This window comes from Sinobaca qinghaiensis (assembly GCF_003610495.1).
Classification (GTDB): domain Bacteria; phylum Bacillota; class Bacilli; order Bacillales; family Marinococcaceae; genus Sinobaca; species Sinobaca qinghaiensis.
This window is the reverse complement of the sequence record NZ_RAPK01000009.1, coordinates 371,518-388,751: the sequence shown is the minus strand read 5'-3', so window position 1 is coordinate 388,751 and position 17,234 is coordinate 371,518. Positions and strand designations below refer to the sequence as shown.

The following is a 17,234-nucleotide window of genomic DNA, read 5'->3' as shown; positions in this document are numbered from 1 at the left end:
GTTATAATTCATGGCTAACAATAAATTAGCTCCGGTTGATGGTCCGCCGAGTGACGTAGAACGAATAAAAACGGAAAGTAATTACCTGCGTGGAACGCTCGTAGAAACACTGGAGGACAGAATCAGTGCCGGAATCCCGGACGATGATAACCGCCTGATGAAATTCCACGGCAGCTATCTTCAGGATGACCGCGACCTCCGTAAAGAACGCCAGCGCTCAAAGCTGGAAGCGGCATATCAATTTATGCTGCGTGTCCGTCTGCCGGGAGGAGTAGCTACTCCTGATCAATGGCTGATGATGGATAAGCTTGCCTATCAATATGGGAATGAAACCCTCAAGCTGACGACACGCCAGACGTTTCAGATCCACGGCATATTAAAATGGAATATGAAAAAAACAATCCAGTCTATCAATGAATCTTTGATGGACACGGTGGCCGCCTGTGGAGATGTAAACAGAAACGTAATGTGTACCCCAAATCCATACCAGTCGCAGATTCACGAGGAAGTATATGAATGGTCCAAGCGGCTGAGTGATGATCTGCTTCCGAAAACAAGAGCGTATTATGAAATGTGGCTGGACGAAGAAAAAATCATGGACAGCGATTCAGAAGATAATGCAGAGCCGATGTACGGCGAAACCTATCTTCCCCGTAAGTTTAAAATTGGTATTGCGGTTCCGCCATCAAACGATGTGGATGTCTTTTCACAGGATATCGGCCTGATAGCTGTAATTGAAGACGGGAAGCTGGCCGGCTTTAATGTTTCTCTGGGCGGCGGCATGGGCATGACCCATGGCGATACGGCGACGTATCCGCAGCTTGGCAGAATCGTTGGTTTCTGTACGCCTGAAAAAATTGTTGATTTAGCTGAAAAAGTAATTACGATCCAAAGAGACTACGGTGACAGAAGCGTAAGAAAATACGCCCGTTTTAAATACACCATTGACCGTCTCGGCCTGGAGAATATCGTAGAAGAGCTTCACAGCCGTCTTGGCTGGGAACTCGAAGAAGCACGCTCGTATGAGTTCGAAAGCAGCGGAGACCGCTATGGATGGAGCAAGGGCCATAATGGAAGATGGCATTTGAATTTGTTTATCCAGAACGGCCGTATTAAAGATACCGAAGACTATAAGCTTATGACAGGTCTTCGTGAAATCGCTGAACTTCATACAGGAGAGTTCCGTCTAAGCGCGAATCAGAATCTAATCATCAGCAATATTACGACCCAGAAGAAAAAGAAAGTAATGGAAATCGTAGAAAAATACGGTTTGACAGACGGTGAGAACCAGTCTGCTCTTCGCAGAAACTCTATGGCCTGTGTAGCCTTTCCGACGTGCGGACTGGCAATGGCTGAATCAGAGCGCTATCTGCCGTCATTAGTCGACAAGCTTGAAGAACTGCTCGATCAGTCCGGACTCAGCGATAAAGAAATTATTATCCGCATGGCCGGCTGTCCCAATGGCTGTTCCCGGGCGGCACTCGGAGAAATCGGCTTTATCGGAAAAGCTCCCGGTAAATACAATATGTATCTTGGAGCCGGCTTCTCGGGAGAGCGACTCAGCAAAATGTACAAGGAAAATATCGGCGAGGAAGAAATATTGGAAAGCCTCCGTCCCTTATTCGATCAATACGCTAAAGAGCGTGAAGAAAATGAGCATTTCGGTGATTTCGTTATCCGGGCGGGTTATGTAGAAGAAGTAACTTCCGGTACTAATTTCCACCGCTGAAATATGAATTTTAATAATGCAGCAAAATAAAAAAGCCTTCACCTGAAAAATGGTGGAGGCTTTTTTTGGATCGGTTCAGGTGATGAAAAAGGATTGAGTTTCCTTTTAAAGGGTATAGGTAAACGGCAGCTAAATGACAAAGGAGTTTTTATTAATGAAGCAATTGAAACTTGGTACGAGCAGTCTGGAAGTGCCTAACATTGGTTTAGGATGCATGCGCATAAAAGACCTTTCCAAAACAGAAGCAGAAAAAGTAATTAGAAACGCCATGGATGCAGGAATTAATTTTTTTGATCACGCGGATATATATGCAGATGAAAACGTACAGGCAGATACCGTATTTGCAGAAGCGGCAGGAATGAATGACGATCTGCGGGAGAAGATGATTATCCAGACAAAATGCGGCATCCGCAGCCGGTCGTTTGATTTTTCCAAAGAACATATTATTGAATCCGTAGAGCAAAGCTTAAAGCGGCTGCAGACGGATTATATAGACGTCCTGCTGCTGCACAGGCCGGATGCTTTAGTTGAGCCTGAAGAGGTAGCAGAAGCCTTCAATGAATTGGAAGAGAGCGGAAAAGTAAAGCATTTCGGGGTCAGCAACCAGAATCCGATGCAGATTGAATTGTTGAAAAAACATGTAAAGCAGGATTTAATCGCAAATCAGCTTCAGTTCAGCATTATGCATTCAGGGATGATTGATGCAGGGCTTAACGTAAACATGAAGAATACACCTTCCATTTCCCACGATGACAGCATTCTTGATTACAGCAGGCTTCATGATATGACGATTCAGGCCTGGTCTCCGTTTCAATATGGAATGATGGAGGGCGTATTTGTCGATAACGACAAGTTTCCTGAGCTGAACAAACAGCTCCGCGAAATAGGGGACCGCTACAACATCACTCCATCAGCAGCAGCTGTGGCTTGGATTTTAAGGCATCCAGCCGGTATCCAGACCATAGCTGGCACAATGAACACAGAACGCCTCACAGGCATAGCAAAAGCCTCAGACGTGATGCTTACAAGACAGGAATGGTATGACATCTACCTTGCAGCCGGAAATGAGCTGCCATAAACAAAAAAACAAAAAAAAGCACCAGCCTCTCGGGAGGCTGGTGCTTTTTAAATGATGCTTTATTAGTTCAATACTGTTACCTTAACGCTCTGGCGGCCGAATGAGAATGCATCGGACTTAGTAGGTACGTGAAGGTCAATGCGGTTGCCTTTGATAGCTCCGCCAGTGTCAGCTGCGATAGCTGTTCCGTAACCTTCAACGTGTACTTTAGAACCAAGTGGGATAACGCTAGGGTCTACAGCGATAACTTTTTTGTTAGGGCTGTTACGAAGGTCTGTGCCGTTAGCAGTAATACCGGAGCATCCTGCGCAGCCTGCAGTGTATGCAGTAGCTTCCATAGTCATAGACTGTCCTTCAGGAGAAGAAGTCTGTTCTGAAGAAGTGTTAGCAGATGCTACAGCTTCTTTTTCTTTTGGAGCAGATTCACTTGAAGTAGACTCGGAAGGTGCTTTTTCTTCAGCTGGTGCTTCTTCTTTAGAAGACTTTGATTCGCTGGATTTAGTTGTGCTTGCGGGAGCGACATCAGATCCGGAATCAAGGGAGTTTTCTAAAGCAGAGCGTGTGTTAGGTCCAACTACTCCGTCAACGTTAATGTCGGCGCTTGCTTGAAGTTCTTTAACTCCAGAAGCTGTAATAGAACCGAAAATGCCGTCAATTTTGTAATCATATAGTCCAAGGCTCTGAAGATCTTCCTGAAGCTCTACAACGGCTTCGTTGGACTGACCTTGCTGAATGTAAGAATCTGTTGAAGCTGCATCACTATCTGCGGGAGAAGCAATAAATAATAGAGTACCTACTGCTGCTGTTACTATACCTGTTTTTAAACGGGGACTTGAAAATTTCATCGAAACACTCCTTATGTTTTGTTTGGGTTACTTGCCGAGTACGAATATATCTAAAAAAAGAACAGGTTACAATACGTTTTTTGATAATGAAATACAACTGAAATAAATGTTAAGTTCCTGTCATCATCCGAAACTACTCATACTATTCTCCCTATATGCTCAAGAATAGGGGTTTTGAAAGTTAACGGGAAATATTTTAAAAATCTTTGTAATCGTAATGATATATTTAGAAAAATCAATTAATATCATAAATAGATACATTGATTATCCAAATGCCGAGAATAATAGAAGGCGTCTTGTTATTTTCGACTCAGGTGAAAGGAATAACCAACCAGCTGTTTTGCAGGCACAACGACTCTTGGGACCGGGACTTCGTCTCGATATACATTATTTATAAATAATATGAAAAATAATGAAAAAGAGGGATGTAAAAGCATGCAAAACGGGGTACAATAATAGAGAACACGCTGCAGTGAATATTTCACGTGCCTGATGAAGTATATCAGTATACTTTCAAGCCGGAAAATATTTTGGAAGCTGCTGCAAGGTTGCGGGACCATGCACAGTTCTCATTATCCGCAGCGTACCAATTACTATATCTGTGAAAATGAAATCATCTTTTCCCGGGTTGCGGGACCTGAAAAAAGGTGAAATGACCACTCTTTATGTTCCGTGCTGAGCAGTCGGGGGACTTCTGCACACGGACAGGTTACATCAGTGAACGGAAGCTTTTCTTCCTATAAGAAAAGCAGAGCATTACAAAACAGCTTTGCTTCAGCGGATCAGCCGCTGCAGCAGAGCTGTTTTTTTCTTTATAAAGGGACCCGGACATATTAGTGTTTTACCTAACCCTATTTGGTGGTACATATAAAGGAGTGTATGATAAATACATAAAAGGAGGAGTGAACGATGAATATAGCTGGAATTATTGTATTAATAGTTGGAATTGTCTTTGCCATATTAGTACTGGTGCTTATGAAGGTACTGCTTAACGTAGCTTCCACGCTTAAGGGCATTAACGAAACGGTAAATAAGCTGCCTGAACAGGTTGAGCAGGGCGGTGCCCAGGTTAATGATATGTTCAGTAAAGCAAACAGCGCACTGACAGAAGTAAACAAGCAGATTGCTTCGTATGCACCAATCGTGTACATTGTGGCAAATGCAGGAGAAAGAGCGAGAAACGAATCCTCTTCTCTGGTTGATATGACCATGTCCTTAAAAGGCGGAAGTGCCCAGGGAACAGATGTAGAAGGCCGCAACAACCTCGGTACGGTTTATGAATCCGCACTGGCAGGCTACTATTTGTTTCAAAAAAGAAATGCCGTAAAAGCAGGTCTAGCCAATACAGCAGAATAATTATCCTGCTTATGCTGCCTATTTAATAAAGACAGGAAGCCTGCTTCCTGTCTTTTTTTAGATGAGGCTGGTTATAATAAGTAAGTCTTAACAATTCGAAGGAGGATTTTATGAATAACTTTTCGTTTTACAATCCAACCAAATTAATTTTCGGTAAAGATCAGCTGGAAAAGCTCCAGACTGAGCTGCCTAAGCACGGAAAGAAAGTGCTGCTCGTTTACGGCGGCGGCAGTATAAAGAAAAGCGGATTATATGATGATATTATCCAGGAACTTCATCAAATGAGCGCAGAAATTTTCGAATTATCCGGCGTGGAGCCAAACCCGAAGCTTACTACAGCTGAAAAAGGTATTGAAATCTGCAAACGGGAAGGGATAGATGTTCTGCTTGCAGCCGGCGGAGGAAGCGTTATTGATTGTACGAAGCTGATTGCAGCCGGTGCGAAATACGACGGCCCGGCCTGGGATATTGTAACTAAAAAAGCTTATGCAAAAGAAGCTCTTCCTTTCGGAACGGTTTTAACACTGGCGGCAACAGGCTCTGAAATGAATGCCGGCTCCGTTATTACAAACTGGGAAACCCAGGAAAAGTACGGATGGGGCAGCCCGGCTGTATTCCCTGATTTCTCGATACTCGATCCGGAATATACGAAAAGCGTACCTGAAGACCAGACGGTGTACGGTATTGTAGATATGATGACGCACGTGATGGAGCAGTACTTTAACAATGCGTCCCACACACCTCTCCAGGACAGAATGTGCGAGTCGGTTCTGCTGACGGTAAAAGAAGCAGCACCGAAATTAATGCAGGATCTGCAGAGCTACGAGCATCGGGAAACGATTCTTTATTCCGGTACAATAGCGCTCAATGGTATGCTGCAGATGGGATACAACGGAGACTGGGCATCGCATAATATAGAACACGCCGTATCGGCGGTTTATGACATCCCTCATGCAGGCGGCCTGGCTATTTTATTCCCGAACTGGATGAAGCATAATGTACAAGTCAATCCTGCCCGCTTCCGCCAGCTTGCTGTCCGTGTATTTGATGTAGACCCATCCGGCAAAACGGATGAAGAAGCTGCGATGGAAGGCATTCAAAAGCTTCGTGAATTCTGGAGCAGCATCGGAGCGCCTGAGCAGTTATCCTATTACGATATTGATGACTCCAAGCTGGATCTCATCACCGATAAAGCAATGATTAACGGCGAATTTGGTAACTTCAACTCTCTTCAGCAGGATGATGTAAAAGCGATTCTGCAGGCTTCTTTATAGAAAATGCGAAAGCCCTCTAAACGGTGCAGCCGTTCAGAGGGCTTTTTTATGTTTCCGGATGATGGTCTTCGTATACATGATAAAGCATCAGATCATGAATCTGCGCTTTTATCTTTTCCTGTTCTTCCTGCGTGAAAGAATCGATGGGAAGCTCCATGCTGCCATCTTTAAAGTAAGATCCATTAATGTGTTCTCCTTTATAATAGAAGGAGACAGCCCATTCGCGGTTAATCCAGTTGTTTTTTATTTCTTTCCATTGAAAGTGGCTGATCATTCGTATCTCTCCTTTACTGCGTTATACTAGTATCGTAGCATATTCCTTTTCCACGCCATAATTCACTGCAATTGCTTGCCTGGAAAGCAGTGGATTGGTAAAGTATGATTGACCCGTAAAGCGAGTGAAACAAAGGAGATACAAATTATGAATGCCATACTGTTAATACTAATCATGATAGCAATGGGAGCAATTATTGGAGGCGCGACCAACTCCCTGGCCATAAAGATGCTGTTTCGGCCTTACCAGGCTGTATATATAAAAAATTGGAGAGTGCCATTTACGCCGGGTCTGATTCCAAAACGAAGAAAAGATATGGCAGAGCAGATGGGGCGGATGGTCGTTGATCATCTGCTGACCCCTGAAGGAATGCAGGAGAAATTCAATGAAAGAGGATTTCAAAAGCAGGTCATACAAATTCTGCAGCGGGAAGCAAAAGGATGGATGCATTCAAAACGTTCCGTGGCGGACCTGCTGAAACAGTATGCAGGCGTCACCGATGCCCGCGGAAAAATGACAGCTTATTCGGAAGAGTGGATAGACAAAAAACTGCAGATGTTTATTTACCATAACCAGGAAAAATCTATTGATGAAATGCTGCCGCCGGAGTGGAAGATTTCAGCAGAATCCTATTTTGATTCCTTTGCAGCAAGAATAGCGGACAAAGGGGCCCGTTACTTTGAAAGCGATGCAGGAAGAGTTCAGCTGGAAACACTGCTGGAGAAATTTCTGCAGGGGAAAGGGTCCGTATTTAACTTTCTCAGCTCCATGTTTGGCAATGATAAAATCCTCGATAAGCTCCAGCCTGAACTGGTCCGGTTTTTCAGGGATCCTTCCTCGGCTATGTTTTTCAAAGGATTTATTATTAAAGAATGGGAAAAGCTGCTCGACCAGCCGGTATGGAAAGCCGGTGCCCAGTTAAATACGAAATCAGTGGCGCGGTACTCAGTGAAAGCATTGAATCGTGAGCTGACGGTACTCGATCGTCTGGATATGCCGATTGCAGAGTGGGCGCCTTCCTACGAAGAGCATATTATTAATAAATGGATCCCCGAGCTGTGGGATCAGGTGCAGCCGGCATTGTCTGCAAAGCTGTTGAGCGTATTTGATTATCTGGAGCTTGAAGATGTTATCCGGGAGCGGGTTGATACATTCTCGGTGGGACGTCTGGAAGCGATGGTGCTCGCGATATCGGGAAAAGAATTTAAAATGATTACGTATCTGGGAGCCCTGCTTGGCGGGTTTATAGGCGCGTTTCAAGGATTGTTTGCGTTATTTTTTTCATAAATGTAGTCGAAATACGTGAATTTCCCAGGTGAGTCTGTTATGATCGTACAAGATTGTTTTAAAGGAGGTCATTAGTTATGTCAAATGTTTATGATAAAGCACACGAACTATCCCGTTCTTTGCGTGATAGTGATGAATTTCAACAGCTTAAAAACCTTCACGTTCAGGTAGAAGAGGACGAAGTAGCCAAGCGTATGCTTGATAACTTCAGAAACGTTCAGCTTGAACTGCAGCAAAAGCAGATGCAGGGCCAGCAGCCAACTGAAGAAGAGATCACGCAGGCTCAACAGCAGTTTGAAATGGTTCAGCAGCATGAGGTTATCTCATTGTTGATGGAGCAGGAGCAGAAAGTAAGCACAGTCATCGGAGATGTAAACAAAATTATTACAGAGCCGTTGGAAGAGCTTTACGGAAACCCGGACGATCCAGAAAACGTTCAATAGTATGAAAGAAAAACCCCTTTTCGGAGGGGTTTTTTTCAAATAAAAAATCAAAAACTACAACCATGCCGGGCAAATTGATTAACAAAGGAGCAGAACAGTATGGTGCTACTATATATTAAAGGTGTGGAGGAAAAAGAAAAGCAGAATTTCCAGCACACCGTAGATCTTTACGGCAGACAGCTCAAGGTGACCGAAGAGCAGAATGAAGATACAGAGATGACGCTTTCCTTTTCTTCGAGCCGCGATCAGACGAGAGGAACCCTGTACGCAGAAGAGGCGGAGCTTTCCTATACTTATTATCCATCAGCTGCGTTTACGCAGGAGGCTCCCGACAGTAAAGAAATCAAAAGAAGAAAACTCCACGTAACGGTTCAGCTGTTAAACAAATGGTTTCATACCGAACAGCCGTGGGGGCTGTTAACAGGGATGCGTCCAACGAAGCTCTGGCATCAATGGCACCAGGGCGGAGCGGGCCCGGAAGATATTAAACACTGGCTGCTGGAAGACTATATTGTGACCCCGGAAAAGGCAGAGCTTTTAACCAGTATTGCCCTCAAGCAGCAGGAAGTGCTTCCGGATATTTACGAGCTTTCCAAAGGTGTCAGCATTTATATAGGAATTCCATTCTGTCCGACCAAATGCGCGTACTGTACGTTTCCTGCCTATGCAATGAACGGCCGGAACGGATCGGTCGTGACGTTTCTGGAAGGACTCCATTATGAGATGGAGGAAACGGGCCGGTGGCTCAAAGAGAACAATGTACCGGTCGACACGATTTATTTTGGAGGCGGTACGCCGACGAGCATCACTGCCGAAGAGATGGATGCCTTATATAGTCATATGTATGAGGTGATTCCTGATATTGAAAACATCAGGGAGATTACCGTAGAGGCCGGACGTCCGGATACGATCACTCCGGAAAAGCTGGACGTATTAAAAAAGTGGAATATTGACCGGATCAGCATTAATCCACAGTCCTTTACGAATGAAACGCTGAAAGCGATCGGGCGTCATCATTCGGTGGAAGAGACGATTGATAAGTATAAGCTGGCCAAAGTCCACGGCATGAATAATATTAATATGGACTTAATCATCGGTCTTCCGAACGAAGGCATGGAAGAGATGGCCCACAGCCTCGCAGAAACAGAAAAGCTGCTGCCGGAGTCTGTAACCGTTCATACGCTGTCGTTTAAAAAAGCATCGGAAATGACGCGCCAGAAAAACAAATACAAAGTAGCGGAGCCGGCGGAAGTGGAACAGATGATGAATCTGTCTTCGCAGTGGATGGCCGACCACAGCTATGAACCTTATTATTTGTACCGGCAGAAAAATATACTAGGCAACCTGGAGAACGTCGGATACTCCTTTAAAGGCAAAGAGAGCCTGTATAATATTATTATTATGGAGGAACTGCAGACGATTATCGGACTCGGCTGCGGCGCGGCAAGCAAATGGGTCGATCCGGAAACGGGCCGTATCTCAAGGTTTGCCAATCCGAAAGATCCGATCTCGTATATTCAGTCCTACGGCGAATATACGGTGAAAAAATTAGATACTCTTTCCGGGCTGTTTCCAGCTTCCCAGAAAGCATAAAAAAAGACTGTTCCTTTTCAGGGGAACAGTCTTTTCAGGTTGTTGAAAATATAGAATATGTACAGGGGACGCTTTCCGCTGGCCATGCCTCAGATAAAGAGGAAAAGAACATCCTCTTTATCTTCTCCTATGGCTGTTCTGCCGGAGTCGCCCCTGTTTATTTTTCATCCTTAACACAGATTTAAAAGGATGTAAGGTTATATATAGATATACAAGATCAGACAATTTCAAAAAAGACTGTTCCTTTTTCAGAAGAACAGTCTTTTTTTATGAATATTATTTTATATAACGATGTTCTCTTAAGCTATTCAAGCTGTTGATTTCCTGTAATAGTTTTTCACCAATATTCGTTTCTCTCACTTTTTTCCGTTCCAGTTCTTCATCGACCAATCTTTTGACTGAAAAGACATCGGTTTCTTTCGTTAACACATCTTCTTTTGAGTTAAATAGCTGATGAGCGACGAGCTGCATGCCATAGGAGTTGTATAAAAGGGTGTATCCGGCTATCCCTGTTGTGGACTGGTATGCTTTCGAGAATCCGCCATCGATAACGATCATCTTTCCATTCGCTTTGATTGGGTCTTCTCCATCAATCTCCTTTACAGGCGTATGCCCGTTGATAATACGTCCCTGATCGGGATTGAGCTCAAACTCAGCGAGCATCCTCCGGCACATTTCCTCATCTTCACGCAGGTAATAATAAGGATTCTTTCGTTCTTTATGTGTTTCTTTTTCTTTAATAAAATACCGCTCAAAGGTGGTCATTTCTCTTTTACCAAATAGGGAGGAATTTTCTCCTGTCCATAGATACCAGATCATATCGGTCGCAAAGTCATCCGTATCTTCAGGATGGGCAAAGGCATTCCGAACATAGCGTTCGAAAACATCCAGCAGCTCACGTCCGGCATAGGTGATTCCTTCAATTTCCATTTCTTTCATGCTTCCGTCTTCATCTAAAGGAATGCATCCATGGATCAGCAGATTTCCGTTATATTTTAAATACAGGCCGCCTTTTTTCATGAGAAAGTCCATATGTCTGGTCAATTTTTCTGAGTGCTGAATAGAAAAGAGCAGTTTATCAATAACCTGTTGTTCTTCCTCTAATAATTCTTCAGGCCGTTCCGGATTAATAGTCGCAAAACAAGGCTTTTCCAACGAGTACGTTTTGCCATGAAGAGTCACTTCATTATTTTTATAATCTACTTTCTCAAGCAAGAGCCGATCTTCCATATTTAAGCAGGGGCGTCTTTTAATAATTGGACTTTCGAGTTTAAACTGAATGATGGAAATGGCTTGATGAATCTTAGTAATCTGAAGCTGTTCCTGCTCGGTCAATTGTTCCCCTGCATTGCGCTTCGGACGAAACGCAGGATTATCGTCATAATATTTCTCCGCTAAATTCAAAAGGGGGCGCAGATTGATGCCGTAAACATCTTCAATAATATCGAGATTGTTGTAACGCGCGCAGATCCGGATAATATTGGCCAGGCAGACTTTAGAGCCGGCAAAAGCGCCTAACCATAAAACATCATGGTTTCCCCACTGAATGTCTACAGAATGATGATGGATGAGCGTATCCATAATTTTATGCGGATCCGGCCCCCGGTCATAAATATCTCCTACCACATGAAGATGATCCACCACCAACCGCTGCGTCGTGTAGGCGAGTCCAATAATCAATTTGTCGGCCTGGCCCAGGGAAATGATTCGCTCAAGCATTTTTCCGTAGTATTCTTTCTTGTTTTTGAACTCATCCGTTTTATATAATAATTCTTCAATAATATAAACAAATTGATTGGGAAGAGCTTTACGTAATTTTGAACGAGTATATTTGGAAGACGCATAGGAAACAAGCTTCAACAGGTGTGCGATGCTGTCTATGTACCAATCCCGTAATTCTTGTTTACTGCTGAAATTACTTTTTACTAATTGCAGCTTCTCTTCCGGATAATAAATCAATGTAGCGAATTCATCGATCTCCCAATCAGCCAGTTCCTCTTTGAAAAGATCGATAATTTTCATTTTTACATTTCCGGAACCATTCCGCAGCACATGTTGAAACGCGTGGTACTCACCGTGTAAATCACTTACAAAATGTTCCGTCCCCTTTGGAAGGTCAAGTATGGCTTCAAGATTAATGATCTCAGTGACGACTTTTTCTTCACTTTCATATTTCTGGGCAAGCAGATCTAAATACTTTAAATTTTCCATTAGGCCACCCCTCTCAACATTCGTACTCCCATTTCCAATAAAGGAAAGTCTATCCTTATTGAATGAATGCAATATCCCCATCTTAGCAGTAGAAATTTTCTGTATACTCTTAGTTTATAGCAGATATTCCACAGGGGCTAGTGAAATAACAAGAATATTTTTACAATTGATAAAGAGGAGAGATGGTAACCGGAAAAGAAAGGAAGTGATATGTATTAAACCATATCTCGTTGTTCATTTTTGTTTAGCTCTTTAAAAAGGAGAGAAAGAGGCTCAAAAAGCCTCTTTCTCTCCTTCTTCATTCATTACACAAGAAAAAATGTATCTGCTATTTAAGCTTTTGAACGATAGCTTAGGTTATGCTGTTTCAGTGTCTTGTCTTTACCGAATAGAAAATGTTTTTCCATATCAGGTGAGTATTGGGAATTGATGGTCTCCAGTCCAGTTGCTTCAGCAATCGCCCGCACCATAGCGGGAGAAGCACCGCAGCATAGTCCGATGTAATTAACTCCGGTATCTTTTGCTTTCTTTGCCCATTCAGCCAATTCATACCGATTGTGGGACAGAGGCTCCAATGCCGTTGGAAACGTTGTTTCCGTCGGCAGATGGCAGCTGCATCCGCTATCCGGCAGATTGAAAAAGGTGGGATGTTCTTCGGTGGTGCGATAAGGAACCGGCAGTCCGCCTACATAGCCATCGACCTGAGAGCAGATTTTTTCGAGGTAGGGCTGCATAGTATCCGGTCCGCGGAAGCAATTCATTCCAACGACCAGTGCGCCTTTCTCAGACAGCGCTTTACAAGAATCCTCCACGGTATAGCCGTCCCGCAGAATATTCTCGCCCATTAGTCCGTGCAGAATGACAGCAGGGAGGTCCTGCTTTTGAATTTCTTCTAATGCGATGGCGGCCTCCTCATGGTAGTAAAATGTTTCGGCATGAATGTAATCAACGCCTTCTTCTTTACACCACCCGATCATCTCAGCAAACATGCCTCTGACTTTTTCTTTCGAATCCGGATCCTCCGGATCGAAAATATTCGTATTGGAGATATTACCCGCTACCAACGCTTCTTCCGTCGGATGTTCTTTGGCTACTTCCTTCGCTAAGCGGATCGCACTTCGGTTCAGCGGTTCCAATAAATCTTCCTTGCCGATGATGCGCATTTTTTCTCTATGAGCATTGTATGTGAAAGCCAGTACTACATCAGACCCCGCCTTCATAAAGTCACGGTATGTCTCTTTTAGTGCATCCGGATTCTCCAATGCTACTTCCGGTACAAAGGAGCCCGCCTGTAAATAGCCTCTACGCTCCAGTTCAAATAGAAACCCTTCTCCGGCAATAACTGTTCCTTCTTTGAGTCGTTCTTCTAAGCTGCGTTTCATCAAAATACTCTCCTTTTTCTCTCTTTATTATTGGGTGATTCTCTTGTCGTGCATCTAAAAAGTAAACCCCCTTCTTAAATAAAGAAGGGGGTTTGACGATGTACGACAAATTGCTCTTCTTATCTTCAAGCTAATGCTTCTGGAATTAGCACAGTACTATTACTAGTCTGCTGCTGAGATGTCAAAGGGCCAGTCCCTCCATCTCTCTTGATAAAAAAGTTGTGTATTAAATTAGTAATATTTAGAATACAATCGCCGTTGATGAAAGTCAAGAAGAGATAATACAAATGAAAAATAATGGAATTCCTTCTTTATTTTATCGGAAAAACTTTGGATACCGCGATTATGTAAATAATGGGTGCAACTAGGTAATGTAGATTTATTGTAACAAGCAAAAAAGGTATAGAAAACGAATTTTATACCAATGTTAATTAAAAGTTATTTGTATAATAAATACAAAAATATCATTTTATAGTATATAGTTAACATGTATTTCTATAAAATTGGAAGAATTTATTTAAGATGGACATTAAGAGATCCCTTAATAGATCCCTAAACGTTCGTTGTTTACATATTTGATATTTTTAAAGAGGAAATAAAAAGGAGAAACCAATGAAGATTTTTCTTTACGTATTGTTTGCTTTGTTTATAGTTTTCCTTTTATTAGCGGCTATAGGGATTCTTTCGTTTTTAAGTGGGTCAACTTCCATCTCTTGATAAGGTGAAAGAGGAGTATATCCATGCATAAAAAGGTTTTACGGTGAATACAAAAATCAGGGAGGAAATAGAATGTATTATTTTAAGGGATTGGATCATATACAATTAGCGGCGCCAAAAGCCACAGAAGAAGAAGCGAGAGAATTCTTTGCAGGAATATTAGGGATGGAAGAGAGACCTAAGCCTGAAAATTTAGCGAAAAGAGGCGGGGTTTGGTTTCAATGCGGAAGCCATCAGCTGCATATTGGTATACAGGATGAATTCAGCCCTGCAAAAAAGGCCCATCCTGCTTTTGAAGTGGACAATCTGGAAGATTTAAAAAAACGAATACAGGAAAATAATATAGAAGTAATAGAAGATGAACCACTACAAGGGGCAAACAGGTTTTACATACACGATCCTTTCGGAAATCGCCTCGAGTTCCTAGAATGGGTGTGAATCATTTTGGTTTAATAGGTTTTGCTGTAAAGATGATATAAGCAGAAGAATATAACGTTAACGCCTTACAAATACCTATTAAATAGAGATTTCTTAGAAAAAACGAAGGTTGTAGTGAAGAGGTGTTGAATTGTTTTCCTTTTATTTCTATGGCGTGGTCATTTCCTTCATGGAAAACATTTCTGAATTTAACGCTGAGATGTTCTTCTTTTTTACAAAAAGGAAATTAAGAAGGAGAAAAGTTGCAGGAAGCTGCACCGCGGCTAATGAAATGCTGGATAGCTTGAATAATGTTCTGAAGTTGAAACAATAAAATATCGTAGTAGTTTATCAATAAAACAGGAGTGTTTTGAGTATCGCTTTTTTTAAGTATTTAGAAGAGGGATGCAGGAACTCTTCTTAAATAATGTTTGAAAATATTTAATACCGTGAAAGAGGAGGGAAAGAGGGGGATTTTATGGCCTACATCGGAAAAGAATTATATGACCATTTTTTTCATAACGTCGACGAAGTAATTGGCCGTATTGTCAATACGACATCTCAGAACCTCGAGCACGAACTCTCTCAACGGGAATATGATCTGCATCACGATTTACTTCATTATTTGTTTCTGAAGATCAAAGAGGAGCTCGATGAACAGCATTCAACGACCGCTGCCAATCTGGATTACGATCCCGCGGATGTGCTGAGCAAGCAAGGGTATAGCTTGACCTATATTGTCATGCTGCTTTCTCAATTCCGCTTGAACGTCGTCAAAGAGATTGAAGGAGAATTTCAAAAGCATGGAGTAGGAATCCTCGGTGATGCCTTTTATTTCATGCATCGGATGAGTGACATTTTCGATCAAGCCATAAAAAATTCTACCGAGCATTACAATATTCAGTTTCAATTAAACCTGCAAAAGCTGGAGGAAGAATTGCTGCTGCTTTCTGCACCTGTTGTACCAGTGAAAAAAGACGTATCTATATTGCCGCTCGTGGGCTCCTTAAATGAAGAGCGCACCGATCATATTATCCAGAGCGTGATACCGGACATTGTAGAAAGTGGCATTACTATCTTGATCATAGATTTTTCAGGCATTCATAAGTTCGACTCGGATGTAGCTTCCCGCTTGTCAACGATTACGGACACTTTAGAGCTGTTAGGTATTCACACCGTTATTGCAGGCGTTCGTCCAGACATGGCACGTACGATCATAAAACTGGGGAGCACCGTAGATAATATTGAAACTTATCGTAGTGTTAAAGAAGCATTAGAACAAATGGTGCCCTCCTAGAACGTAAAATGGAAAGTCCAGTAGTGGACTGTCCACGCCCGTTGCTGGGAGTACGCGTATTTTGAGCAAATGGCGTTTGATACATACCTTAGTGACTAATGGTATTGACTGGTATTCTTTTATTGATCGAATAACTTCTGGACCGTACCTAAATTTGTATTAAAATATCCTCGCAGTCTATTATTGCACCCCAATCGTTAGAGTGAAATCTAACGGTTGGGGTGTTTTCTTTGGATAAACATATTGATACATTTAAAAAGATAAAAAAACCTTTAGATAATCTTATCCAAAGGAAGTCTTGATATTTTATATGATACATATAAACCCTTATAAAAAGTGAGATTAAATTAAAAATTAAGCAGTTGTTATGGCTTTTACTGCTAGAATTGCATCTGCAATCTGTTCAGGCGTAAGTTTAGCAGCCGTAGTAGCATTAGGTATGGTGGCTTACCTCATTAGCTTCTACAAACGAAGATACCAGCGCCACAGCTTCTGCAGCTACCGGGCGTAAAGTATTTAATGAAGGCTTTAATATTTATTTAGCGTTAACTATTAGAGAAGTTATCCTCTGACAGGGAGATCAAAGAAGCGAATAAGTTTATTATTATACAATCAGTGGAAAACAGAAAATGGTACAATATACTATTTTTTGGGGGTTTTTCTTTTGAAGAAATTTGCAATGGTAAGTTTAGCAGGTGTAGTAACATTAGGTATGGTGGCTGGTCCAGCTACCTCATTAGCTTCTACACACGAAGATCCAAGCACAACGGATTATTCTGATGTAGATACCGGACATGAAGAATTTAATGAAGGTTTTAATATTTATTTAGCGTTAACTAATGGAGATGTTATCCTCCGGCAAGGAGATCAAAGAAGCGAATATGTTTCTGATGTTCAGCGGTTATTGGATACTCGAGGATTTTCAACAAATGTGGATGGTATTTTTGGACCAAACACAGCGGACAGTGTGAGAAGTTATCAGGATACCTACGGATTAACTGTTGATGGTGTCGTTGGTCCAAATACGTATCAAAGTTTATCTGACCGTCATCCATACCCTAATGAACTATTTCGATATGGAGATAGAGGCGAGTATGTCATGGAAATTCAGCGATTTCTAACGGAAGAAAGAGGGATGGAAATGGCTGTTGATGGCATTTACGGAATAGAAACAGAAAGAAACATTCGGGTGTACCAGGAATACTCCGGCTTGCAGGTCGATGGAGTAGTAGGACCAAAAACCTGGGATTCCATATTCACTTATGTACGATAAACTATTTATCTGAAAAAAAAGAGCTGTTCTTGATTGGTGCCCTATAAAATGGAAAGTT

14 protein-coding genes and 1 riboswitch are annotated in these 17,234 nt (G+C 42.3%); of the genes, 10 read left to right on the top strand and 4 right to left on the bottom strand.

Going from position 1 to position 17,234, the window contains the following annotated elements:
- Positions 1 to 10: 10 nt before the first annotated feature.
- Both cysI and ATL39_RS11730 read left to right on the top strand, forming a co-directional pair.
- Positions 11 to 1,729 (top strand): assimilatory sulfite reductase (NADPH) hemoprotein subunit, encoded by a 1,719-nt coding sequence (gene cysI / locus ATL39_RS11735; protein ID WP_120193540.1) that lies wholly within the window; start codon positions 11 to 13, stop codon positions 1,727 to 1,729.
- Between the two features lie 154 nt (positions 1,730 to 1,883).
- Entirely contained in the window at positions 1,884 to 2,807 is a 924-nt protein-coding gene (locus ATL39_RS11730; protein WP_120193539.1) for an aldo/keto reductase, read from the top strand.
- Between the two features lie 62 nt (positions 2,808 to 2,869).
- On the opposite strand, the gene ATL39_RS11725 is transcribed toward ATL39_RS11730, so the two are convergent.
- A complete protein-coding gene (locus ATL39_RS11725; RefSeq protein WP_120193538.1) occupies positions 2,870 to 3,652 on the bottom strand; it encodes a 3D domain-containing protein in 783 nt (260 codons plus the stop codon).
- 909 nt (positions 3,653 to 4,561) lie between these two features.
- Here ATL39_RS11725 and ATL39_RS11720 point away from each other — a divergent pair.
- Together ATL39_RS11720 and ATL39_RS11715 are read left to right on the top strand one after the other, a co-directional pair.
- Complete coding sequence (locus ATL39_RS11720; protein ID WP_120193537.1) at positions 4,562 to 5,008, top strand: DUF948 domain-containing protein; 447 nt, start codon at positions 4,562 to 4,564, stop codon at positions 5,006 to 5,008.
- Positions 5,009 to 5,118: 110 nt separating this feature from the next.
- A complete protein-coding gene (locus tag ATL39_RS11715; protein WP_120193536.1) occupies positions 5,119 to 6,282 on the top strand; it encodes an iron-containing alcohol dehydrogenase in 1,164 nt (387 codons plus the stop codon).
- Positions 6,283 to 6,328: 46 nt separating this feature from the next.
- Here the strand turns inward: ATL39_RS11715 and ATL39_RS11710 are convergent, their stop codons facing one another.
- Positions 6,329 to 6,556, bottom strand: coding sequence for a DUF5342 family protein (locus ATL39_RS11710; protein WP_120193535.1), 228 nt, complete (start codon positions 6,554 to 6,556; stop codon positions 6,329 to 6,331).
- 147 nt (positions 6,557 to 6,703) lie between these two features.
- On the opposite strand from ATL39_RS11710, the gene ATL39_RS11705 reads away from it, so the two are divergent.
- The 3 genes from ATL39_RS11705 to ATL39_RS11695 all read left to right on the top strand — a co-directional run bounded on the left by ATL39_RS11705 (position 6,704) and on the right by ATL39_RS11695 (position 9,879).
- Positions 6,704 to 7,843: a DUF445 domain-containing protein gene (locus ATL39_RS11705; protein WP_120193534.1), complete on the top strand. Its 1,140-nt coding sequence runs from the start codon at positions 6,704 to 6,706 to the stop codon at positions 7,841 to 7,843.
- A 77-nt stretch (positions 7,844 to 7,920) separates the two neighbouring features.
- Positions 7,921 to 8,286 carry a YlbF/YmcA family competence regulator gene (locus ATL39_RS11700; protein ID WP_120193533.1) on the top strand — a complete coding sequence of 122 codons (366 nt, stop codon included), beginning with the start codon at positions 7,921 to 7,923 and terminating at the stop codon, positions 8,284 to 8,286.
- Between the two features lie 99 nt (positions 8,287 to 8,385).
- Complete coding sequence (locus ATL39_RS11695; protein WP_120193532.1) at positions 8,386 to 9,879, top strand: coproporphyrinogen III oxidase; 1,494 nt, start codon at positions 8,386 to 8,388, stop codon at positions 9,877 to 9,879.
- A gap of 276 nt (positions 9,880 to 10,155) precedes the next feature.
- On the opposite strand, the gene ATL39_RS11690 is transcribed toward ATL39_RS11695, so the two are convergent.
- On the bottom strand, positions 10,156 to 12,090 hold the full coding sequence (locus ATL39_RS11690; RefSeq protein WP_120193531.1) for a fructose-1,6-bisphosphatase: 1,935 nt from the start codon (positions 12,088 to 12,090) through the stop codon (positions 10,156 to 10,158).
- Positions 12,091 to 12,422: 332 nt separating this feature from the next.
- Positions 12,423 to 13,472, bottom strand: a complete 1,050-nt coding sequence (locus ATL39_RS11685; protein WP_120193530.1) for a homocysteine S-methyltransferase family protein — start codon at positions 13,470 to 13,472, stop codon at positions 12,423 to 12,425.
- A gap of 116 nt (positions 13,473 to 13,588) precedes the next feature.
- A riboswitch (SAM riboswitch) is annotated at positions 13,589 to 13,689 on the bottom strand.
- 572 nt (positions 13,690 to 14,261) lie between these two features.
- Here ATL39_RS11685 and ATL39_RS11680 point away from each other — a divergent pair.
- The 3 genes from ATL39_RS11680 (at position 14,262) to ATL39_RS11665 (ending at position 17,176) form a co-directional block, all read left to right on the top strand.
- Positions 14,262 to 14,627 carry a VOC family protein gene (locus ATL39_RS11680; protein WP_120193529.1) on the top strand — a complete coding sequence of 122 codons (366 nt, stop codon included), beginning with the start codon at positions 14,262 to 14,264 and terminating at the stop codon, positions 14,625 to 14,627.
- 457 nt (positions 14,628 to 15,084) lie between these two features.
- Positions 15,085 to 15,903: an STAS domain-containing protein gene (locus tag ATL39_RS11670; RefSeq protein ID WP_120193527.1), complete on the top strand. Its 819-nt coding sequence runs from the start codon at positions 15,085 to 15,087 to the stop codon at positions 15,901 to 15,903.
- 664 nt (positions 15,904 to 16,567) lie between these two features.
- Positions 16,568 to 17,176 carry a peptidoglycan-binding domain-containing protein gene (locus ATL39_RS11665; protein ID WP_120193526.1) on the top strand — a complete coding sequence of 203 codons (609 nt, stop codon included), beginning with the start codon at positions 16,568 to 16,570 and terminating at the stop codon, positions 17,174 to 17,176.
- The last annotated feature ends 58 nt before the right edge of the window (positions 17,177 to 17,234 follow it).